The 20108-nt window shown below is 65.4% G+C and carries 19 protein-coding genes and 1 pseudogene; 6 read left to right on the top strand and 14 right to left on the bottom strand.

Translation table 11 applies throughout. From position 1 onward, the window contains the following. Positions 1-11: 11 nt before the first annotated feature. From ACVWY3_RS17635 to ACVWY3_RS17615, 5 genes are all read right to left on the bottom strand, one after another. A complete protein-coding gene (locus tag ACVWY3_RS17635) occupies positions 12-938 on the bottom strand; it encodes a tyrosine-type recombinase/integrase (RefSeq protein ID WP_456837439.1) in 927 nt (308 codons plus the stop codon). A gap of 394 nt (positions 939-1332) precedes the next feature. Next, entirely contained in the window at positions 1333-1581 is a 249-nt protein-coding gene (locus ACVWY3_RS17630; RefSeq protein WP_456839593.1) for a hypothetical protein, read from the bottom strand. Between the two features lie 190 nt (positions 1582-1771). Beyond that, complete coding sequence (locus tag ACVWY3_RS17625; RefSeq protein WP_456839592.1) at positions 1772-2356, bottom strand: DUF1254 domain-containing protein; 585 nt, start codon at positions 2354-2356, stop codon at positions 1772-1774. Further along, complete coding sequence (locus ACVWY3_RS17620; RefSeq protein ID WP_456839591.1) at positions 2353-2931, bottom strand: DUF1214 domain-containing protein; 579 nt, start codon at positions 2929-2931, stop codon at positions 2353-2355. Before ACVWY3_RS17620 ends, ACVWY3_RS17625 begins: the two co-directional genes overlap by 4 nt. A 9-nt stretch (positions 2932-2940) precedes the next feature. Continuing rightward, a complete protein-coding gene (locus ACVWY3_RS17615) occupies positions 2941-5232 on the bottom strand; it encodes a transglycosylase domain-containing protein (protein ID WP_456839590.1) in 2292 nt (763 codons plus the stop codon). A gap of 293 nt (positions 5233-5525) precedes the next feature. Between ACVWY3_RS17615 and ACVWY3_RS17610 the strand changes: the two genes are divergently transcribed. After that, positions 5526-6041 carry a YcgN family cysteine cluster protein gene (locus tag ACVWY3_RS17610; RefSeq protein WP_456839589.1) on the top strand — a complete coding sequence of 172 codons (516 nt, stop codon included), beginning with the start codon at positions 5526-5528 and terminating at the stop codon, positions 6039-6041. Between the two features lie 153 nt (positions 6042-6194). Further along, the gene (locus ACVWY3_RS17605; protein ID WP_456839588.1) at positions 6195-7778 is read left to right on the top strand and encodes an MDR family MFS transporter; all 1584 of its coding nucleotides are present in this window, start codon (positions 6195-6197) and stop codon (positions 7776-7778) included. 3 nt (positions 7779-7781) lie between these two features. Here the strand turns inward: ACVWY3_RS17605 and ACVWY3_RS17600 are convergent, their stop codons facing one another. The 4 genes from ACVWY3_RS17600 to ACVWY3_RS17585 form a co-directional block, all read right to left on the bottom strand. Continuing rightward, positions 7782-9482 (bottom strand): alpha/beta hydrolase, encoded by a 1701-nt coding sequence (locus tag ACVWY3_RS17600; protein ID WP_456839587.1) that lies wholly within the window; start codon positions 9480-9482, stop codon positions 7782-7784. 21 nt (positions 9483-9503) lie between these two features. After that, a complete protein-coding gene (locus ACVWY3_RS17595; RefSeq protein WP_456839586.1) occupies positions 9504-11987 on the bottom strand; it encodes a GAF domain-containing sensor histidine kinase in 2484 nt (827 codons plus the stop codon). 94 nt (positions 11988-12081) lie between these two features. Further along, positions 12082-13716, bottom strand: a complete 1635-nt coding sequence (locus tag ACVWY3_RS17590) for a thiamine pyrophosphate-requiring protein (protein ID WP_456839585.1) — start codon at positions 13714-13716, stop codon at positions 12082-12084. 108 nt (positions 13717-13824) lie between these two features. Next, positions 13825-14289, bottom strand: coding sequence for a hypothetical protein (locus ACVWY3_RS17585; RefSeq protein WP_456839584.1), 465 nt, complete (start codon positions 14287-14289; stop codon positions 13825-13827). A 22-nt stretch (positions 14290-14311) separates the two neighbouring features. Between ACVWY3_RS17585 and ACVWY3_RS17580 the strand changes: the two are divergent. Beyond that, positions 14312-14518, top strand: a pseudogene (locus ACVWY3_RS17580) (putative quinol monooxygenase); the annotation flags it as partial. Between the two features lie 82 nt (positions 14519-14600). Here the strand turns inward: ACVWY3_RS17580 and ACVWY3_RS17575 are convergent. The 5 genes from ACVWY3_RS17575 to ku form a co-directional block, all read right to left on the bottom strand. Beyond that, positions 14601-14843 carry a hypothetical protein gene (locus ACVWY3_RS17575; protein ID WP_456839583.1) on the bottom strand — a complete coding sequence of 81 codons (243 nt, stop codon included), beginning with the start codon at positions 14841-14843 and terminating at the stop codon, positions 14601-14603. A 357-nt stretch (positions 14844-15200) separates the two neighbouring features. Continuing rightward, entirely contained in the window at positions 15201-15365 is a 165-nt protein-coding gene (locus ACVWY3_RS17570; protein WP_456839582.1) for a Flp family type IVb pilin, read from the bottom strand. Between the two features lie 192 nt (positions 15366-15557). Further along, a complete protein-coding gene (locus ACVWY3_RS17565; protein WP_456839581.1) occupies positions 15558-15740 on the bottom strand; it encodes a hypothetical protein in 183 nt (60 codons plus the stop codon). A gap of 304 nt (positions 15741-16044) precedes the next feature. Further along, complete coding sequence (locus ACVWY3_RS17560) at positions 16045-16281, bottom strand: hypothetical protein (protein ID WP_456839580.1); 237 nt, start codon at positions 16279-16281, stop codon at positions 16045-16047. 58 nt (positions 16282-16339) lie between these two features. Continuing rightward, positions 16340-17323 (bottom strand): non-homologous end joining protein Ku, encoded by a 984-nt coding sequence (ku, locus tag ACVWY3_RS17555; RefSeq protein WP_456839579.1) that lies wholly within the window; start codon positions 17321-17323, stop codon positions 16340-16342. A 230-nt stretch (positions 17324-17553) separates the two neighbouring features. On the opposite strand from ku, the gene ACVWY3_RS17550 reads away from it, so the two are divergent. The 3 genes from ACVWY3_RS17550 to ACVWY3_RS17540 all read left to right on the top strand — a co-directional run bounded on the left by ACVWY3_RS17550 (position 17554) and on the right by ACVWY3_RS17540 (position 20076). After that, complete coding sequence (locus ACVWY3_RS17550) at positions 17554-17709, top strand: hypothetical protein (RefSeq protein WP_162832009.1); 156 nt, start codon at positions 17554-17556, stop codon at positions 17707-17709. Between the two features lie 229 nt (positions 17710-17938). Then, the gene (locus tag ACVWY3_RS17545) at positions 17939-18604 is read left to right on the top strand and encodes a response regulator transcription factor (RefSeq protein WP_456839578.1); all 666 of its coding nucleotides are present in this window, start codon (positions 17939-17941) and stop codon (positions 18602-18604) included. A gap of 95 nt (positions 18605-18699) precedes the next feature. Continuing rightward, the gene (locus ACVWY3_RS17540) at positions 18700-20076 is read left to right on the top strand and encodes an ATP-binding protein (RefSeq protein WP_456839577.1); all 1377 of its coding nucleotides are present in this window, start codon (positions 18700-18702) and stop codon (positions 20074-20076) included. The last annotated feature ends 32 nt before the right edge of the window (positions 20077-20108 follow it).

The raw sequence follows: 20108 nt of genomic DNA, 5'->3' as shown, positions 1-20108 counted from the left end.
CGCCGGCGGCGCTAGGGCGCTGGCGGCTCCTCACTGTCTCGCTGTCGCCGGCGGCGGCGCGAGGCGCTTAGGCCCTCGAGCGGGCTCTCGATCTTGGCAATCAGTCCGATCGCGACGCGACTGTAGCGGGCTGTCGTCTCAAGCTTGGAATGTCCGAGCAACGCCTGGATCACGCGAATGTCCCTGCCGCGCTCGAGCAGGTGGGTCGCGAAGCTGTGGCGAAGCGAATGCAGCGGGACCGTCTTGCGCAGCCCCGCGGCTTTGGCGGCCTCCTTGAACAACCGGCTGAACTGACGCGTGGTCAGTGGCTGACGTTGATTGCGACCGGGAAACAGCCAGCGCTGTTCGGGCGCGACGCCGTTGTTGGACGCGGTCGGCCCCGCCTTCCACCATTGCCGTAACAGCTTCAGGACCTCCGGCGGCAGCATCACGTGCCGGTCCTTGCGGCCCTTCGACTGCACAACGCGGATGATCTTCTGCTCGCTATCGATGTCGCCCGCCCGCAGCCGCACCACCTCGCCGGCGCGCAATCCGCAACCATAGGCCAGCGTTAGCATCGCTCGCGCTTTCAGGCTCGTCGCCATGGTCAGGACACGCTTGATCTCCTCAGGGCTTAGCACCGGCGGCAACCTCTCGGGCTCCTTGATGTGCCAGACCTCGGCCGCCAGATCGTGACGACGTAGCGTGACGCGGAACAGGAACCGCACCCCGGTCATGATCCGATTGCGGTTGCAGATGCTCATCCCGCTCTCGATCAGGTGCAGCTGAAATTGGCGCACCTCGTCGGGGGTTGCCGTATCGGGCGAACGTTTGAGCCAGGCGGCGAACCGCTTGCAACTGTAAATGTGGCCACGCCGCGTGTGCGGGTTGAGCTTGCGCGCAGCCATGTCTTCGATCATACGCTGACGCAGCGGACTGACTGTGTTGGTATCGCTCATGGAGAGCTCCTTCCTGAGTGAGGGTTGCAACACCTCGATTCTCAGGACGGGGGCTCTCCAGTGCTACCACTATCCTCTCAACTGGCTACCGGCCTCTCGGCTCTTGCTCCCGCGCAGCGGGCTGGAGCGCAGCGACTTTGTGCCCTGGCCCATCTGCGACGTTTGCTGCAATTGCACAAAGGCGGTCGGTGCCGGGGCAAACCGGACATCGAGAAAATCAATGAGTACGCGGCCTGGACATCGCTCCGCGCCCCCAAATGAAAACACCCGCGGCGGATTGCTCCGCGCGGGTGTGACGAACTCTCGATGATGCCATTATGCCGGCGTTTTGCCCGACGTGTCAAACTGACCGGAAGGCGCCACCTTTCGGTTTCAAGGCGTCAGCTGTTCGGAGTTACTGTCGTGCTGCGCCACTGGATCCCGGGATTTGTCCTCCGAACCTCGACGAGCCGGTGCCGCTGACGCTGGTCGGCCCGCCCGCCGTCCCGTTCGGGTCGGTACGTGCAGCCGTCCTTCCGGGACCGTGCATCATGTTCATCGAGCTGAACCAGCCGTGATGATGATGGCGTTTGGCGCTGTGGGCCGAGGCATAGCCGGTCGAGCAGGCGAGGACGATCGCTAAAGTAAGGGTTGCGGTTTTCATCGGCGTTCCTCCAGTTGAGGCAACTGCTTGTGCAGGCGACTGTTCCTCAGCTGTTGCGCCGAACGGACGTTTTGCACCGAAACGTCAACGGCTTCGCCGCAGGCACAGGGCATGGGCCGGAAAGCGGCCTTCTACTGTGCATGGGGTTGTTTTCGAAGTTTTGTTTTGAGCTGGCCGAAACAGCCGCGCGTCAGCGCCGGCCGCGCGGGGCTTCGGCCTTGGCCGGCGGCTCGGTCTGCGGCGCGCAGGTCGCGGCCTGGAGCGAGGCCTGCGCCTGCGGCATCAGGCCGGGCTCGGCGGCGAGGGCCTTCATCACGATCAGGCCGGTGGTGCTCGGCGAGTCGATGATCAGGCGGTCGGCCGCCGTGACCTCCTCGTCCTCGGGCAGCTCGTTGTGCTGCGCTTCGGTCATTAGGTCGAGCTCGATCACCTTCTTGCCGGCCGAGCGGTCGTTGATGGCGTAATAGGCGATCTCGTTGCGTGTGTAGAACGACACCGACGTATAGGCCTGGCTCACCGGCACCGTCAGCTTGAGCGGGCCGCCCGTGAGGTCATAGCGGCAGATCGCGATCGCAAACGCCGGGTCCATGAACGGCATCGGCGAGGTCTGCGGATCGGCGAGGGGAAGCTGGGTGACGCCGTTGACCTTGGTCATCGGCGTCAGCCGCGAATAGGCGTCCTGCGTCGCGATCCGCGGCAGCGCCAGCACGCTGACGAGATGGACCACGAGGCCCAGCACCACGCCCGCGACGATGGTGAACATGAGGCGGATCATGAGCAGCCCACCGTCTTGATGGTGGGCATCGGCGCATCGCGCTGGGTGCGGGTGGCAACGCCGACAGGGGTGTCGTAGAGGCGCAGCATCAAGGCGTAACGCTCGATGCCGCCGGTCGGCAGCCAGTTGCCGGCGCGCGAGCGCGAGGCGATGCGGATCTCGAACGAGCCGTCGGACGACCGCACGATCTCCTGGCTGGTGAAGCCGTAACGCTGGAGCGAGTTGGCGACCAGATGGCCCTTGCGGTCATAGAGCGTCAGCGTCCAGAACCGCGCCGGCGGCGTCACGCCGGAGACGACGACGTCGCAGCGGCCGTCGAGTGCCTTCTTCTTGTCGTCGGCGGTGGCGGTGAAGGCGACGCCGTCACCGGTGCCGATCGGCAGCTCGCCGTTGCGCACGATGGTGGCGCGCGAATAGGGGTCGACGTCGGCCGTGCCGGTGCGCGGACGCGCAGTCCACGCGCCGATCGTCAGCGCGCCGATCTCGGTGCCGCGCGTGGTCGTCATCCAGGTGGCACCCAGGCCCACCACGGTTGCGAGAAGAAGCGCCGTCAATGTGATCAGGATCAGCCGCACGGACGTCGATCAGTTCTTGCGCGGAGCGGATGCGTTCGCATTCTCTTCCGCATAGTTCTGCGGGAAGGCGAGCGCGCTCGTCGACGGCGACGGGCTCGCCTGCTTGCTGTCGTCGGCCGCCGATTTGTTCGCGGTCTTGGCGGCCTCGTCGAGCATCTTCTCGACGCGCACCAGGATGTCGGCACCGCGCTTGGTCAGCACCGGCGGCGGACCGGGCTTGGTCTCCAGCACTTTCGGCGCCGCATTGGCCTGCGCGTTCGCATCCTTCGGCTGCGGCGGCAGCTTCTGGCCCATGCCGATGCCGGGAATCTCCCGGACCTCGACGCCCTGATGCGCGGCGACCATGATGTCGTGCCAGGTCTGCGCCGGCAGCGAGCCGCCGGTCATGCGGTTGGTCGGCGAGTAGTCGTCATTGCCGTACCAGACCGCACAGGTGAAATTGCCGGTGTAGCCGACGAACCAGGCGTCGCGATACGCATTGGTCGTGCCGGTCTTGCCCGCGGTCGGAATGCCGTCGAGCGCGGCGCGGCGCGCGGTGCCTTCGCTGACCACGTGGCTCATCATGCCCGCCATGTCGGCGGCGATGTTCGGCGGAATCGCCTGCTTTGGCTTCGGTCCGTCGCGGTCCCAGCGCCAGACGAGATCGCCGGCGCCGGTGCGCACCTCCAGCACCGAATGCGGCGTCACCGACTTACCGCGGTTCGGGAAGGTCGCGTAGGCAACCGCGTGCTCGACCACGGTGACTTCGTCCGAGCCGATCGGCAGCGACGGCGTGTCGGGCAGCGGCGCCTTGAGGCCGAAGCGGCGCGCGACCTCGACGATCTTGGCGCGGCCGATCTTGGCCGGATTCGGCGCCTTCGGCTGTTCCTTCTGGCCGATCGCAATCGACAGCTTCACGGGCACGACGTTGATCGAGCGCGTGATCGCCTGCGTCAGCGTCACCGAGCCGGAATAGGAATGACCATAGTTCTGCGGGCACCAATTGCCGATGCAGACCGGGCCGTCGACCACGACCGAGTTCGGTGTGAAACCATTCAGCAGGGCCGTGGTGTAGACGTAGGGCTTGAACGACGAACCAGGCTGGCGATAGGCATCGGTGGCGCGGTTGAACTGGCTGGCGCCATAGTCGCGGCCGCCGACCATGGCGCGGATGCCGCCGTCGAGATCGGCGACGACGGTCGCGGCTTGCGTCGCGTGATAGTCGCGGCCGAACTGGCGCAGCTGGTTCTCGATCGCGTCTTCGGCGGCCTTCTGCACGTTGGTGTCGATCGCGAGGCGAACGACGAAGACGCGCTCGGTGTAGGACTTCGGGAAAGTGTCGACCAGCTTGCGCATCTCGTCGAAGGCGTAGTCGAGATAGTAGTTCGGCGAAGCCTCGTCGCGGCGGTCGACGGCGAAGGCCGGATTGCGGCGGGCGCCGAACACCTGGCCCTCGGTCATGAAGCCGGCATCGACGAGATTGTCGAGCACGACGTTGGCGCGGGCGCGGGCGGCCGGCAGGTTGATGTGCGGGGCGTATTTCGTCGGCGCCTTGAACAGGCCGGCGAGCATCGCAGCTTCCGCCAGCGTCACGTCGCGCGCCGACTTGTTGAAGTAGAAGTGCGCTGCGCCGTCGACGCCGAACGTGCCGCCGCCCATATAGGCGCGGTCCAGGTACAGCTTGAGGATCTCGTTCTTGGTCAGGCGCCATTCCAGCCAGACCGCGAGGAACGCCTCGTTGATCTTGCGCTCGATGGTGCGCTCGTTGCTCAGGAACAGGTTCTTGGCGAGCTGCTGGGTGATCGAGGAGCCGCCCTGGCGGACGCCGCCGGCCTGGGCGTTGGTGACGAGCGCGCGCGCGGTGCCGGCGATGTCGATGCCGAAATGGTCGTAGAAGCGGCGGTCCTCGGTCGCCAGCGTCGCCTTGATCAGCACGTCGGGAAAATCTTCCAGCGGGATCGAATCGTTGTGCTTGATGCCGCGGCTGCCGATCGGGTTGCCGTAGCGGTCGAGGAACGTCACCGCGAGGTCGGACTTCTTCAGCCAGTCCTCGTCCGCAGTCTCGCGGAAGGCCGGGATGGCGAGCGTGAGCAGCAGCACGAGCCCGCCCAGCCCGAGGGTCGCGGCCTCCGACAGCGGCTCGATGAACACCCAGCGCTTCCACCGCCCGACATAGAAACGGTCCATGAAGGTCGAGTAGCGCTCATAGAGCTCGCGGATGCCCTTGGCCGAGGAGAACAGCGAGGAGTCGATGCGCGCATCGAGGTCCAGGAAGAAATTCCGGACCTTGCTCTTCCAGTTGGATGGTGTGTTCTGGACCACCTAGAACCCTTGAGGCTCGGTTCGATAGCGTTCAAGCACCCGGCCGGGGGCGGCGCCGGGACGTCTTGAGGGAATGTTGCGGCAAACCCAAGGCGCCCGGCAAGCGCCCGAGGGACTTGTTGTTCCTTCTAGCCGAGCATGGCCTATAAACCAATGGTCAGGCTCGCTATTTTGAACAACAGGCCTAATTGACCCCGGTTCATTACGGGCGTTTGGAGGGCCTTGCTTGCAGCATGCTGGCCGCACGCCCTAGATGGCGTTAGCCGTAGCTCTTTCGAACCTTGTTGAGGCGCATGACCGCAGCTCCCAAACGACCTTCCGGGCAGGAAGGATTCTTCTGGAAAACCAAGACGTTGGAAGAGATGTCTCGGGAAGAGTGGGAAAGCCTGTGCGACGGCTGCGGCCGCTGCTGCCTGAACAAGCTCGAGGACGAGGACACCGGCCAGATCTATTTCACCCATGTCGGCTGCAAGCTGCTCGATGCCGGCACCTGCGCCTGCAAGGACTACCCGAATCGCTCCGACAAGGTTCCCGACTGCGTCCGCCTGACCCCCGCCAATGTCCGCACCCTGAACTGGCTGCCGCCGAGCTGCGGCTACAAGCTCGTTGCCGAGGGGCGCGACCTCTATTGGTGGCATCCGCTGGTGTCAGGCGATCCCACTACCGTGCATGAGGCCGGTGTGTCCGTGCGCGGCCGCGTCGAGGGCAGCGAAGAGGACATCCCGGACGAGGAGCTCGAGGACCACATCGTGCAATGGCCGGCCGTGCTGCCGAAACGGGCACGCCTGAAGCGACGTCCGAAGGACTGATCCGCCGCACGCGGGATCACATGTTCGGGATGGCCCCCGCGCGGGATGCACCCATGCGCTGCGGCGCCTGCCTGGGAAGGATTTTGCTCTCTACATTGCCTGCATAGAACGAATCCTTCGCGGCGTTGTGCCGCCACATCACGTCCGATCGAGATGAACAAGTTCGACCGGCAGAGCAGTTCTGCCGACATCCAGGCTTTGCCCGACGACATCGCGGAAGAGCTGTCCCGCCTTCCGAGCGAGGTCATCAGCGTCGATGACGCGCCGTCCATCTCTCCGCCCGCGGCGCTGACCTCGGACGAGGTCCGAACGATCGTCATCAGCCTGATGCTGACGATGTTCCTCGCCGCGCTCGACCAGACCATCGTCGCGACCGCGCTGCCGACCATCGGGCGCCAGTTCCAGGACGTCTCGAACCTGTCCTGGGTCATCACCGCCTATCTGCTCGCCTCGACTGCGGTTGCGCCGGTGTTCGGGACGTTGAGCGACATCTACGGCCGCAAGGCCATGATCATCACCTCGCTCAGCCTGTTCGTCGCAGGCTCGATCCTCTGTGCGATCGCCCCGAATATGCCGATGCTGATTCTGGCGCGCGGCCTGCAGGGTCTCGGCGGTGGCGGCATCATGCCGGTCGTGCAGACCGTGATCTCCGACGTCGTGAGCCCGCGCGAGCGCGGCCAATACCAGGCCTATTTTTCCAGCGTCTGGATGGTCGGCGGCATTTTGGGGCCCGTGATCGGCGGCGTATTCGCCGAGCATTTGCACTGGTCCATGATCTTCTGGATCAATCTGCCGCTCACGGCCGCGGCGCTCGCGCTGCTGCTGCCGAAGATGAAGAAAATCCCGGTGTTCCACCGCAAACGCGAGGTCGACTGGCTCGGCGGCGTGCTGCTGATGGCCTCCGCCGTCGTCTTCATGCTGGTGCTGACCTGGGGCGGCACGCGTTATCCGTGGCTGTCGCCGACGGTGCTTGCGATGATCGGCGGCGCTGTCGCGCTCGCCGTCACCTTCGTCTGGCACGCGCGGCGGGCGGATGAGCCGTTCCTGCCTTTGCCGTTGCTCGGCGGATCGGTCGCCCCTTATGGGCTGACGGCCGGCGGCTGCGCGCTCGGTGCGATCACCGGCCTCACGGTCCAGCTGCCGCTTTATTACGAGTCGGTCTATCACCTCAGCGCCAGCGAGGCCGGTCTCGCGCTGATCCCGCTTGCGGCGGTCTCGACCTGCGGCGCGGCAATCGCCGGCCGCACCATGGCGCGCGCCAAGCACTACAAGCGCGTCGCCATCATCGGTACGTCCTGGGCCGCGCTGTGCGGTCTCGGCCTCACGTTCACGACGCTGCCGCTATGGGCCCTGCTGACGCTGATGGCCGCGTTCGCGCTCGGCCTCGGCACGACCTTCCCGGTCTGCGTGGTCTCGCTGCAGAATTCGGTCGCCCGCCCGCAGGTCGGCACCATCACCGGCGCGCTGAACTTCTTCCGCTCGCTGATGTCCTCGTTCACGGTCGCGGCCTTCGCGGCGATCCTGCTGATCGCGCTCGGCGCCGACATTCCGCTCGCCGGCGAGCACCACGCCGCCGGCAGCGTCGTGATCCCCACCGAGGACATGCGGCACGCGTTCCGCTACGTGTTCGGCGCCGCCACCGCGCTGATGGCCGGCGCCGCGTTCTGCCTGATCATGATGGAGGAGCGGCCGCTCGCCGGTCCCTCCGTTACCAAGCATGTGGAGATGGCGGAGTAGGAGTTAGCCACCGCGATCGGGATCGTCGTCGACATTGCCCGCGCCGGCCTTCCGCGCCTTCGCCGCGAGCTCTTCCTTGAGCCGCGCCAGTGCATCCGCAGACCAATCACGGACATCGGTGACCGCGACCCAGGCATCGACGTAATGCTCGGGCGCGTAGACATGACCAAAGCCCATCGGGGTATCGGTCGCGACCGCCATATCGAGGGCGAGCTGCAGCATCGTGACGATCGGATACCATCGCAGCTCCGGTGAGACGTCAGGCCCGCGCGGTAAGCTCATCCAAGCCGGGGCCTGCAAGGCATCGCGGTAGGCGAAGAACGTGATCGCGTCGCTGGCATATTGCAGGTAGACCACGCGTATCGCTCCCCAGGGCGTATCCGGCGGTACCGTGGGCCCGTTCTGATTCATGAAGCGCACGATGCGGCTGTCACCGAATTCCGGAAGCCACGCCGGCGAGTCAGGGTTGCGGTTTGCGGTGACCGAGCGCCAGATGCGGCTCTCGAACGGTGGCCCGCTCCATAGCGCGCCGGCAATGGGATCGCCGATCATCTCGAACAGCTCCGCGGATTTTTCCGAGTTCATGGCGCCGAGGCTGAGCCCGTGGAGATACAGCTTCGGCCGCTTGTCCTTTGGCAAGCTTGTCCAGTAGCCGTAGATTTCGGCAAACAGGGCGCGCGCCGCCTCTGCGCCGTATTCGGGCTGAAATAGCAGCGACAGCGGGCTGTTGAGATAGGAATATTGCATCGCCACGCTGGCGACATCGCCGTGGTGCAGATATTCGACCGTATCCATCGCAGACGGATCGATCCAGCCGGTCCCGGTCGGCGTGATCACGATCAGGATCTTGCGTTCAAAGCCGTGCTGGCGCTTGAGCTCCTCGAGCGCGAGCTTCGCGCGCGCCTGCGCCGTGCCTCCACCGGCGAGGCCCACATAGACGCGCACGGGATCACGTGCGGGCCCGCCCGCGACGGCGCTGATGTCCGCGGCGGTCGGACCCGAGGCAATGAACCGGCGGCCCGTGCGCCCGAGCTCCGTCCACTTCACCAGCGACGCCGGACTTCCCGTGCGATCGGGCGCGGTCGGCTGCGGCCGTTCGGGCTCGTGCAGGGCGTCGAGTTCACGGAAGGAGGAGTCGAGCGCGCGAAATGCCGTGCTGATCAGGACATTGCTGGCAATCGACCAGAACAGCAGGCCTGCAGCCGCGATACCAATGACGTTCGCCACCTTGCGTGGAATGATGCGCCTGGCGTGCTCGGCGAGGAATCGCGACACGAGCGCGAACAGTCGTCCGAGCAGCAGCAATGCGGCGAATGTGACAAGGGCGATGCCGCAGACCTTCACCGGATGCGCGGTCTCGACCGGCGGCATCTTCATCACGGTGCGGATCGAATTCTGCCATTCGGCGGCGCGCAACAGATAGATGATGACGACGATCAGGCAGCCGGACGCGACCACCGCATTGCCGCCTGACCGCAGGCGCGCCGAGGGCTCGGGCAGCTCGAGATAGTGCCACAGCCAGCGCCAGAGGTTGCCGGCGAGATAGCCGATGGCAAAGCATCCGCCGGCGAGGGCGCCTTGGGTGAGATAGCTCCGCGGCACCAGCGTCGGCGTCAGCGCGGCCGCGAAGAACAGGGCGCCCAGCATGAGACCGACGCCGGACAGCGAGAGCAATTGTCGCCGAATGAGCCGCGCCAGAGTCATGAGGGCCCCTTCCGATCGCCGCTACCCTGTGGTCGTGTCCGGGAAGCTGCTCTTGCGCGGCAGGAGGATCGTGAACTCGGTGAACTGGCCCGGCTCCGTCGCGACGTCGATCGTGCCGCCATGCTGCTTCACCACGATATCGTGGCTCATCGACAGGCCGAGGCCGGTGCCTTCGCCGGCCGGCTTGGTGGTGAAGAACGGATTGAACATCTTCGCCTTCACCTCGTCGGGAATGCCGATGCCGTTGTCGCGGATGCGGATCTCGATATGGTCGCCGCGGTCGCGCGTGATTGCCGTCACGACCGGCTCGTAGCCAGCGGCGCCGTTGTCCGCCTTGCGTCTCGTCACCGCGTAAAATCCGTTCGAGATCAGGTTCAGCAGCACCCGCGTGATCTCCTGCGGGAAAACGTCGGCGGAGCCGGCCGCCGGATCGAGCTCGCGTTTCACCGTCACGTCGAACTGCGGCTTCTCGGCGCGTGCGCCATGATAGGCGAGATCGAGGCTCTCCTCGACCAGCGCATTGATGTCGCTCAAGCGGTGCTCGCCGCCGCCATCGCGCGAATGCAGCAGCATGTTCTTGACGATGGAATCGGCGCGCCGCCCGTGCTGCACGACCTTTTGCAGATTGTCCTTCAAGAGCCCGGTCAGCTCGTCGATCTCGTTGCGGACATCGTCGGCGAGCGGGACCGGCGCCAGCACCTCGTTGAGCTCATCGGTCAACTCGGACGAGAGCGAAGCAAAGTTATTGACGAAGTTGAGCGGATTCTTGATCTCGTGCGCGATGCCGGCGGTGAGCTGACCGAGCGAGGCCAGCTTCTCGGTCTGGATCAGCCGGTCCTGCGCGGCGCGCAGATCGTCGAGCGACTTGGCGAGCTCCCGTGTGCGGTCTTGCACTTCGTTGAACAGGCGCGTGTTCTCGACTGCGATCACGGCCTGGTCGGCGAAGGTCCTGAGCAAATTGATCGCCTTCTCCGGAAAATGACCGGGCTCCCGCCGCGTCACGCCGATGGTGCCGATCGCAAGGCCGTCGCGCAGCATCGGCACCACGAGAATGCTGCGATAGCCTCGTGTCCGCGCCAGCTCCTTCATGGCCTCCGTGAGATCGGGCTCGTTCTGCATGTCGCTGCGGAACGCATATTCGCCGCTGGTCGCCACGCGGCTGTGAATGCCCGACGAGTCGAGCGGCGCCGGGAACGTGCTGAGCAGCTCGGCGTTGCCGGCCTCGTTGTCGGTGGTGAAGGCCGCCAGATGCAGCATACCGTCGATGAGGCGTGTGACGGTGGAGGAATGTCCGCCAATCAACGCCTTGGCGCTGTCGGAGATGGCCTGGAACACCGGCGTGACGTCGGCCGGCGAGGCCGCGATCACCTTGAGGATGTCGGCGGTCGCGGTCTGCCGTTCCAGCGCTTCCTGGGTCGCGTTGAACAGGCTGACATTCTTGATCGCGATCACCGCCTGGTTGGCGAAGGTCTGGAGCAGCCGCACGTGATGCGCATCGAACGTCCCCGTCGCGCGGCGTGTGGTGATGATGACGCCGATCGCCTCGGCCTCGCTCATCAGGGGCGCGAACAGCATGCTGCGATAGCCGCGGGCGCGCGCGATGTCGCGGGCTGCCGGCTCGAGCTCGGTATCGGGCAGCTGCGCCGCGCTGCCGCCCGCCACGAGGCGATAGGGCGGGAACTGCGCGAACGGCACCGGGAACGACGCCTGCAGCACGCGGTCGCCGGCCGGATCGGTCGGGGTGAACGCGGCAAGATGCGCCGCACCGTCCACATAGCGCAGCACCGCGGTGGAGAAGCCGCCGATCAGGCGGTTGGCACTGGCGGCGATGGCGTCGAACACCGGCTGTACGTCGGAGGGCGAGGCGGCCATCACCTTCAGGATGTCGGCTGTGGCAGTCTGGCGCTCGAGCGCCTGCTGGGTCTCGTTGAACAGGCGCGCATTCTCGATCGCGATCACGGCCTGGTCCGCAAAGGTCTGGAGCAGCTGCACGAGATCGGGCGCGAATGCGCCGACCTCGGCGCGCGTGACGCTGATCATGCCGACCGGCGCGCCCCGGTTCATCAGCGGCATGAACAGCACGCTGCGGAAGCCGCGCAGCCGCGCGAGATCGCGGTTGAGCTGCGGGACGTCATCGGCTTCGCTGTCGGGAAACTGGATGGTCTCGCCGCCGCGCACCAGCTCGAAGGTCGGAAACTCCGTGATCTTCCGCGGGAACGAGGCCTTCAGTCCCGCGTCCGCCTCCGGGCTCGTCGGCGTATAGGCGACGAGATGCAGTTCGTTGCCGATGAACTGGAGCACGGTGGCGGAGAAGCCGCCGAGCAGACGTTTCGAGCTGGACGCGATCGCCTCGAACACCGGCCGGGCGTCGGAAGGGGAGGCCGCGATGGTGCGCAGGATCTCGGCGCTGGCGCTCTGGCGGTCGCGCGCGCTCGCAAGTTCGCTGCGCAGCCGCGCGTTCTCGGCTGCGAGCGCATCGGCGACATCGTTGGAAGGGTTCGTCATTCGCATTCCGGCCTGATGCCGCGACCTGCGCGGCACCAGGGCGGATTATCACATCTTCTGCGGCCGGAGCCAGCGCCCGCAGCGAGGCCCGGCCTCACGTGCCCGGCCGCGACACCTCGGTCTCCTTGGCTGTGATGAATTCGAGCAGCACGGGTATGCCTTCCTGCGTCTTCTGGATGCCGCGTTTGATCGCGGGGATGATGTCCTCGGGCTTGGTCACCCGCTCGCCATAGCCGCCGAAGGCGCGCGCCATCGCGGCGTAGTCGCCGGAAATGTCGGTCGAGCGATATTTCTCGGTCGAGACCGGCATCACCTTCAGCTCGATCGCCATCGAGAAATTGTTGAGCAGGATCGACATGATCGGGATGCGCTCGCGCACCGCGGTCTCGAAATCCATGCCGGTGAAGCCGATGGCCGCATCGCCCCAGACATTGACGCAGAGCTTGTCGGGCTTTGCGAGCTTGGCGCCCATCGCCAGCCCCAGGCCGTAGCCGAGCTGGGTGGTCTTGCCCCAGCCGAGATAGGTGAGGGGTTTTACCGCTTTCCAGAACGGCGAAAGCTGGTCGCGCGGGCTGCCGGCATCATGGGTGATGATGGTATTCTCAATATCGACAGTGTGCTGCAGGTCCCACAGCACGCGATAGGGGTTGAGCGGGGCGTCATTGCTGGTGAGTTTCGGCATCCATTTCGCCAGCCACTCCTTATGCGAGGCCGCGATCTCGGCCGCGACGGCTGAGGCGTCGTGATCCGAGGTAACGGTCTTGCCGATCTCCTCCAGCAGCGCATCGAGCACGAGGCCGGCATCGCCGACGAGGCCGATTCTGGCCTCCACATCCTTGTTGAGATGGTTCGGATCAAGCGTCGAGTGGATGATGGTCTTCCCCTTCGGCATCGCGATGCCGAAATTGGTCTCGGTGAAGGAGCAGCCGATGCCGAAGATGACGTCGGCATCGCTGAGGAATTTCGGCACCGCGCGCGGTACGGCGAGACCGCCCGAGCCGAGCGAAAGCGGGTGCGTTTCCGGAAACGACGACTTGCCACCGAGACTGCTGGTGACGGGAATGGCCAGCCGCTCGGCGAGGCGTTTCAATTGCGGCCAGGCCTGCGCGTAATGCACGCCCTGGCCGGCATAGATCACCGGCCGTTTTGCATTGACGAGCAAGCTTGCTGCCTCCCTCACATGCACCGGATCGGCACCGTAGCGGGTGCGCAGCACCGGCGTGTAGTTCAGCGGCTCCGGCACCTCCTCGTTCCACATGTCGGAAGGAATTTCGACGATCACGGGCCCGCCGCGGCCGTTCTTCAGTTTCGTGAAGGCGCGGCGGAAGATGTTGGCGACCTCCGCGGCCAGGATGATTGGTTCGGAGGATTTCGCGAACGGCTTCATCGCCTCGCTGGAATTGAAGTTGGGCTCGATGTGCGACAGCCGGCGCTGATAGCCCATCGGCAGCACCAGCACGGGCACGGATTCGCCGAAGCACTGCGCGACGCCGCCCATCGCGTTCTCGGCGCCGGGTCCATGCTGCATGCAGAACGCGCCGATCGTGCGTCCCGAGGTGACCCGCGAGATCGCATCCGCCATGTGGATGCCGACGCGCTCCTGCCGCACCATCACCGGGCGGATCTCGGCCTTGGCCGCGTGCTCGATCAGATGGTTGACGGGATAGCCGCAGAGGATCTCGATCCCCTCGCGCCTCATGATTTCCGCAATGGCGGTGCCGAGCTTCATGGCGTCTCTCTCCCTGGAGCGAGGCCGGTTGATCCGGCCGATTGAGGAGAGAGGATCAGGAAATCCGTGAAGCGTAAAGCGCGCGCGGTGAGCGGGGCGGAAGGCCAGCTATGCACCGCGAGCGTGCACCGGCCCCGGCTGGCGACAATGGCCGCAGCCGCCCGGCGTTGGCCGCATGCGCTGCAGCAGGCGCGAAGCAGTTAGCAGATCCGGTGTCTCGAAGCCCTCGGTGAATTCGTCATAAATCGGGGCTAGCAGGCGAACAGCTTTGGGCTTGCGGCCGGTCGCAATCCAGTGCGCGGCAAGGTCGATGGAGATGCGCAACGCGAAGGTCATCGCGCCGATGGCTCGCGCTTCGGCGAGCGCCTGCTGCAGCTGCCTTTCGGTGCGCAACGGCTCGCCGGCGCGGAGAAGGACCGCCGCTTCGACCCGCTGAAGCTCCGAGCGGCACCAACGCTCGCCCTGGCGTTCCTGATGGCCGATTGCCTGCGCGATGGCGTCGCGCGCCTCCGCGATCCGCCCCTGCCGCAGATAGGCGCGGGCCAGGACTGCCAGATAGCTGCCGATCCGCATCAGGAAGCGGCATGCGCATTCCAGGGCCGAACCAGGCAACCTGCATTGGGATGTCTGGCGCGACACATCGAACGAAGATCGCTACGTTCTCGACGAGCTGTACCGTGACGGCGCGGCCGTCGAAGCTCACCAAGCCACGCCGCATTACCAGGCCTATCTGGCAAAAATTCCCGAGCTGGCTGATCGGACGGCCGTGGTCTTGGAAGCGCTTGAGGTCGGGGGTCGGTGAACGGCGTCAGCAACTGCATCCGCGAACAGCTCCCCGGATTTCGCTGTGCTCCATCCGGGCTACGGGCTGGCGTTATGCTTTCCTATTTGCAGTTCTTGCAGATCGTCAGCTTTCGTCTCAACGCCTCATCTTCCGGATCGAACGAGTCCAGTTCCGTGGAGCCCTTCTTTGCCCCGCGCGACCGCGCCGGCGGCGCCAACTGGCGCGGGGTGTCGCTGTCCTCGCTGCCGACGCTGAAGCCATCGTAGTCGGCGGCGGGATTGGGCGATGCCGGAAGCCCGCCGATCACGGGCGTCGAAGGCGCTCCGCCGGGCGCGGTCACCACGGCCCGATCGCGCTTGGGCCGGGAATTCCTGGCGCTCGCTGGTGGGGGCGACGCTTGCGGCGGAGATGCCTGAGGCGGAGCAAGCGAAACCGGCGGTGCGGTCTGTCCTCTCGCGCTGTCCTGCGACCAGAGGCCGACAAACGCAAAGCTGACAGCCAGGACCATCGTGCGTCTCATCGGCATCCTCAAACAACCTTGGTTCAATGATCGAAGGCATGACTGTTCGGCCATGCCGTGCTGAAGAATATCAGCACCCAAATGGCTGCAAAAGGTGACGGAAATGGGGAGTTTGCCGCGCTCTAGCCGTGCGGGCTCCGCCGAGCGTGCGGGGGGTGTCGAGTCAGGCCAGAGCGGCCGCTATTTCATCGCCGAGCTGACCGAATTGAACTTGTTGTTGAGAAGCGCGCTGCCCGTGTTGTTGACGACGGTGACGATCGCGAGCGCGATGCCGGCGGCGATCAGGCAATACTCGATGGCGGTGGCACCATTTTCATCGGCAAGAAATGACCTGAGCAAAGTCATCGTCAACTCCTGTTCATCCGTCCAACGTAGGCTGGCGCCGTTTTCGGATTGGTAAATTGATTCACTAACTTTCGGGGGACGCGTGCGCGCAAAAGTGCAGGCGGGATGCGTTCTGCCTGCGGCTTAATACGATGCCATGCGTTGACTTAAGGTTTCATCACCTGATTTGGCCGGATTTGATGCTGTTTCTGGTCAGGACGTGATCGAGCGTCCCGGCGCGGCCTCGGCGGAGCGCTTCAGCACAGCGGCAAGGCGCCCGACCAGATAGCTCATGACACGCGGCTGCGACGGCGCGGGGCCGCCGGCGAGGCGCTCGTTCTCGGCCGTGTCGTTGACGAGGCTGATATAGTACTTCCTGGCGTCCTGCTGCGGCACGGGCGTACCCCCCGGATTCAATCGACGGCGCAACCATGCGATGCGCAGCGGGAATCGAAGGTTAATTTTATCTTCCGTAGGATTACGTGGCAGCCTCCGAGGGCGAGCGAAAACCACGATGCGGCCTTAACGGATTGTTGAGGCTGTTCGCCGGGAGGCAAGAAACGCGAGCGCAGATCTTGTGAGCGACACAGCGAAGCGGATGAGTTTTGGTTGAATCGATGCGCGCTCAGGACTCGGTTCACCTCTTCCGACAGGGAGAGGTGAACCATGGACAGCCCGCCGAACCTAGTTTCGGCATGCTCTAGCCGCGGTCGGCATCCGCGTTCAGTGCCCGCAGCATCGCGATGCGGGCGAACATCATCCAGCCGCCGCCGGTCTCGGCCGCATGGATCAGCGTCTCGATCGCGGTCTGCCAGTGGGGGGTGTGCTGCGCGTCCTCGGGCAGCCGCATAATGTGATCGGCCGCCTCTTGCAGCGTTCGCAGCTCGCGCCCGCCGCGCAAGGCAATGGGATCATCGAACGTCGCCGACCAGGGCATGTCAGGCCGGCCGATCGGCGAGGGGAGAGATCACAGCGCGATGAGAGGGTGTATGGCGCTAGCCGGCCTTCTTCGCCCGCGCTGGCGCGCGCACCAGCTGCTTGTCCGCCTTCTTGGCGGGCTCCTTCGCCGTCTTCGCAGCAGCGTCCTTGCCGCCCTTGCCTGATATCGGCAGCAGCATCTCGCGCTGACCCTCGACGCGCTTCTTCGGCTTCTTGCCTTTGACGGCTTCCTTGGCGACCTTCGCCGCGGGCGCCGCATCCTTCTCGTTCGCGATGCTCTTCTTCAGCGCGTCCATCAGGCTGATGACGTTGCCGCCGGTCTTTGGCGTCGCCTTCGGGGTGATGGGCATGCCGCTGCGCTTCTTGTTGATGAGGTCGATCAGCGCGGTCTCGTAATGGTCCTCGAACAGCTCCGGCTCGAACGCGCCGGACTTCTTCTCGACGATGTGCTTGGCAAGGTCGAGCATGTCCTTGGTCAGCTTCACGTCCTGGATGTCGTCGAAATATTCGGTCTCGCTGCGGACCTCGTAGGGATAGCGAAGCAACGTGCCCATCAGGCCGCTCTCGAGCGGCTCCAGCGCGATGATGTGCTCGCGGTTGGTCAGCACAACGCGGCCGATCGCGACCTTGTCCATGCTGCGGATGGTCTCGCGGATCACCGCATAGGCGTCGTGGCCGACCTTGCCGTCGGGCACGAGATAATAGGGCCGGATCAGGTAGCGGTTGTCGATGTCGGCCTTCGGCACGAACTCATCGATCTCGATCGTGTGCGTGGAGTCGAGCGCGATCTCGTCGAGTTCGTCCTTGGTGACCTCGATGTAGGTGTCGGTATCGACCTTGTAGCCCTTGACGATGTCCTCGGAGGTCACCTCGTCACCGGTCTCGGCGTCGACCTTCAGATACTTGATCCGGTGACCGGTCTTGCGGTTGATCTGGTTGAACGAGACCTTCTCGGTATCCGAAGTGGCCGGATACAGCGCGACCGGGCAGGTCACGAGCGACAGACGCAGAAAACCCTTCCAATTGGCGCGGGGGGCCATGGGCTACTCCAAACGCAACGGGGACAGCTGACAAGGATACCATCGGGGAACACCGAATCATAGCAAGGCGCGACGCGGAATCTTGCAACTGCGTTAACCGGCAGCTGGGCTCGCGGTTGCTGCCTCAGGCCGCGGGCAAAACCGGAACATCATATCAGATCGAGCGTTGGCTCCAGGGCGGCGACATGGTCGTCGGCCATCGGAGGCGACATCCAGAGATTGAGGGCATCATGGCAACCACGCGAGAGCAGAACCGGATCGTCGAAACTCCGACCGAGGCCCGCCAGGGCGAGCCCGGGCCTTCGGTGGCCGCGCTGCTCGCCATCTCGACCGGGCTGGCGATCCTGATCCTCGCCGTCGTCTGGTTCGTGTTCTTCCGGACCTGACGGCCGGGTCCGGTCACACGGACCATCCTGACCGCCGCATGACGCGGCACATTGCGCCCGCCATGCCGCCGGCCCGTCCGGATGCGCGGCGGGCGCAGTCGCATCCGAGCGTGAGGAATCGTATATGACTAAAAAGTAACGCGGGCCGGTTCCCCGCGTTCATATTCGGTTCACGCCGGAATTGCTCATCTCTAGCGCAGTCCCTGCGGCCAAATATCTGGAGAGAAGCGTGCGCCTGCTCGTTGTTGAGGACGACCCCGATCTCAATCGCCAGCTCACCAAGGCGCTGACCGACGCCGGCTACGTCGTCGATCGAGCCTTCGACGGAGAGGAGGGGCTTTATCTCGGTGACAACGAGCCCTACGACGCCGTCGTGCTCGACATCGGGCTGCCGAAGAAGGACGGCATCTCGGTGCTGGAGGCATGGCGCCGCAACGGCCGCACCATGCCGGTGCTGATCCTCACGGCGCGCGACCGCTGGAGCGACAAGGTCCAGGGCTTCGATGCCGGCGCCGACGACTATGTCGCCAAGCCGTTCCATCTGGAGGAGGTGCTGGCGCGCATCCGCGCCCTGCTGCGCCGCTCCACCGGTCATGCCCAGAGCGAGCTCTCTTGCGGCCCCGTCACGCTCGACACCCGGACCGGCCGAGTCAGCGTATCGGGCAACCCCGTCAAGATGACCTCGCACGAATATCGGCTTCTGGCCTATCTGATGCACCATTCCGGGCGCGTCGTCTCGCGCACCGAGCTGGTCGAGCATCTCTACGACCAGGATTTCGACCGCGACTCCAACACCATCGAGGTCTTCGTCGGCCGCATCCGCAAGAAGCTCGACGTCGACATCATCCAGACCGTCCGCGGGCTCGGCTATCTCCTGACGCCGCCGGCCGCCTGAAGGCCTTCTCGGGCTTGACGGCAGCCCGAACAGGGGCCTTGGTCCGGTTATGACGTTCGACGCACTGACATCCTGCGCCTGCCGGGACCGTTCCGATGGCTGCTAGCTCACTTGCCAACCGGCTGTTCCTGTCGGCGACGGCGTGGCTGGTGGTGATCCTGGCCATCACCGGCGTCGTGCTGTCCTCGGTTTACAAGAATGCGAGCGAGCGCGCCTTCGACCGCCGGCTCAACCTCTATCTGCGCACCCTCATCGCCGAGGTCGCGACCCCCGACGAGCCGCCGGACCGCCAGTTCCAGTCGCTCGGCGAACCCCTGTTCGAGCTGCCGCTGTCCGGCTGGTACTGGCAGATCACGCGCACCGACACCGAGAAGCCGGAGGTGCGCTCCTCGCGCTCGCTATGGGACAAGAAGCTGCCAAAGCTAGAGGATCAGGGCGCCGAGCTCACCGCCGCCGGCATTCGCCTGGCTTACGTCGACGGGCCCGAGGGACAGAATCTGCGCATGGTGGAGCGGCCGGTCGATCTCGGTGCCGACGGCAAATTCCTGGTCAGCGTCGCCGGCGATGATACCGAGATCTTCGACGAGACCCGCAGCTTCGACTATTATCTCGGCGGCACCTTCACCGCGCTCGGCATCGTGCTGCTGCTGACCACGGTGTTCCAGGTCCGCTTCGGCCTCGCGCCGCTCAAGCGCATCTCGGAATCGATCGCCGACATCCGCTCCGGGCGGGCGGAACGGCTCGAAGGCGAATTCCCGGTCGAGATCGCGCCCTTGGCGCGTGAGACCAACGCGCTGATCGAAGCCAATCGCGAGATCGTCGAGCGCGCGCGCACCCATGTCGGAAATCTCGCCCACGCGATCAAGACGCCGCTCTCGGTCATCGTCAACGAGGCCAGCGCCCACGCCGCCGAGCCGTTCGCGGCCAAGGTGATGGAGCAGGCCGACGTGATGCGCGACCAGGTCGCCCATCATCTGGAGCGCGCCCGCATTGCAGCGCGGGTCTCGGTGGTCGCGACCGTGACGGAGGTTGCGCCTGCGATCGAGGCGTTGCGGCGGACCATGGAGAAGATCCACCGCGACCGCGGCATCATGGTCGAGGCCAAGGCCGATCCCTCGGCAAAATTTCGCGGCGAGCGGCAGGATCTGGAGGAGATGGTCGGCAATCTCGTCGACAATGCCTGCAAATGGGCCGCCTCCCGGGTCTTCATCGAGGTCCTGGTGGAGACGGCGCGTCAGGCAGGCACCGGCCCCCGGCTGCGGATTCTCGTCGACGACGATGGCCGCGGCCTGTCGGAGGCCGAGCGGGCCCAGGTCTCCCGGCGCGGCCAGCGGCTGGACGAGTCCAAGCCCGGCTCGGGACTTGGCCTGTCCATCGTCACCGACCTTGCCGCCCTCTATGGCGGCAGCCTCTCTCTCAGTGCCGCCCCGATCGGAGGCCTGCGCGCCGAGCTGTTGCTCCCAGGAATATAATCCCTTGTTTCCACGGGCGTTTTCGGTTTGAG

The sequence above is a fragment of the Bradyrhizobium sp. USDA 4486 genome, assembly GCF_054057995.1.
The sequence above is the reverse complement of the archived record's forward strand: the minus strand, read 5'-3'. Positions and strand labels throughout refer to the sequence as shown.

What these genes read in the sequence shown, in the direction of transcription:
- ACVWY3_RS17600 (WP_456839587.1), bottom strand. Translation starts at nt 9,482, where the DNA reads ATGACTCTGGCGCGGCTCATTCGGCGACAATTGCTCTCGCTGTCCGGC.
- ACVWY3_RS17585 (WP_456839584.1), bottom strand. Translation starts at nt 14,289, where the DNA reads ATGCGGATCGGCAGCTATCTGGCAGTCCTGGCCCGCGCCTATCTGCGG.
- ACVWY3_RS17560 (WP_456839580.1), bottom strand. Translation starts at nt 16,281, where the DNA reads ATGCCCTGGTCGGCGACGTTCGATGATCCCATTGCCTTGCGCGGCGGG.
- ACVWY3_RS17540 (WP_456839577.1), top strand. Translation starts at nt 18,700, where the DNA reads ATGGCTGCTAGCTCACTTGCCAACCGGCTGTTCCTGTCGGCGACGGCG.
- ACVWY3_RS17625 (WP_456839592.1), bottom strand. Translation starts at nt 2,356, where the DNA reads ATGATCCGCCTCATGTTCACCATCGTCGCGGGCGTGGTGCTGGGCCTC.
- ACVWY3_RS17550 (WP_162832009.1), top strand. Translation starts at nt 17,554, where the DNA reads ATGGCAACCACGCGAGAGCAGAACCGGATCGTCGAAACTCCGACCGAG.
- ACVWY3_RS17570 (WP_456839582.1), bottom strand. Translation starts at nt 15,365, where the DNA reads ATGACTTTGCTCAGGTCATTTCTTGCCGATGAAAATGGTGCCACCGCC.
- ACVWY3_RS17630 (WP_456839593.1), bottom strand. Translation starts at nt 1,581, where the DNA reads ATGAAAACCGCAACCCTTACTTTAGCGATCGTCCTCGCCTGCTCGACC.
- ACVWY3_RS17590 (WP_456839585.1), bottom strand. Translation starts at nt 13,716, where the DNA reads ATGAAGCTCGGCACCGCCATTGCGGAAATCATGAGGCGCGAGGGGATC.
- ACVWY3_RS17610 (WP_456839589.1), top strand. Translation starts at nt 5,526, where the DNA reads ATGACCGCAGCTCCCAAACGACCTTCCGGGCAGGAAGGATTCTTCTGG.
- ACVWY3_RS17605 (WP_456839588.1), top strand. Translation starts at nt 6,195, where the DNA reads ATGAACAAGTTCGACCGGCAGAGCAGTTCTGCCGACATCCAGGCTTTG.
- ACVWY3_RS17595 (WP_456839586.1), bottom strand. Translation starts at nt 11,987, where the DNA reads ATGACGAACCCTTCCAACGATGTCGCCGATGCGCTCGCAGCCGAGAAC.
- ku (WP_456839579.1), bottom strand. Translation starts at nt 17,323, where the DNA reads ATGGCCCCCCGCGCCAATTGGAAGGGTTTTCTGCGTCTGTCGCTCGTG.
- ACVWY3_RS17635 (WP_456837439.1), bottom strand. Translation starts at nt 938, where the DNA reads ATGAGCGATACCAACACAGTCAGTCCGCTGCGTCAGCGTATGATCGAA.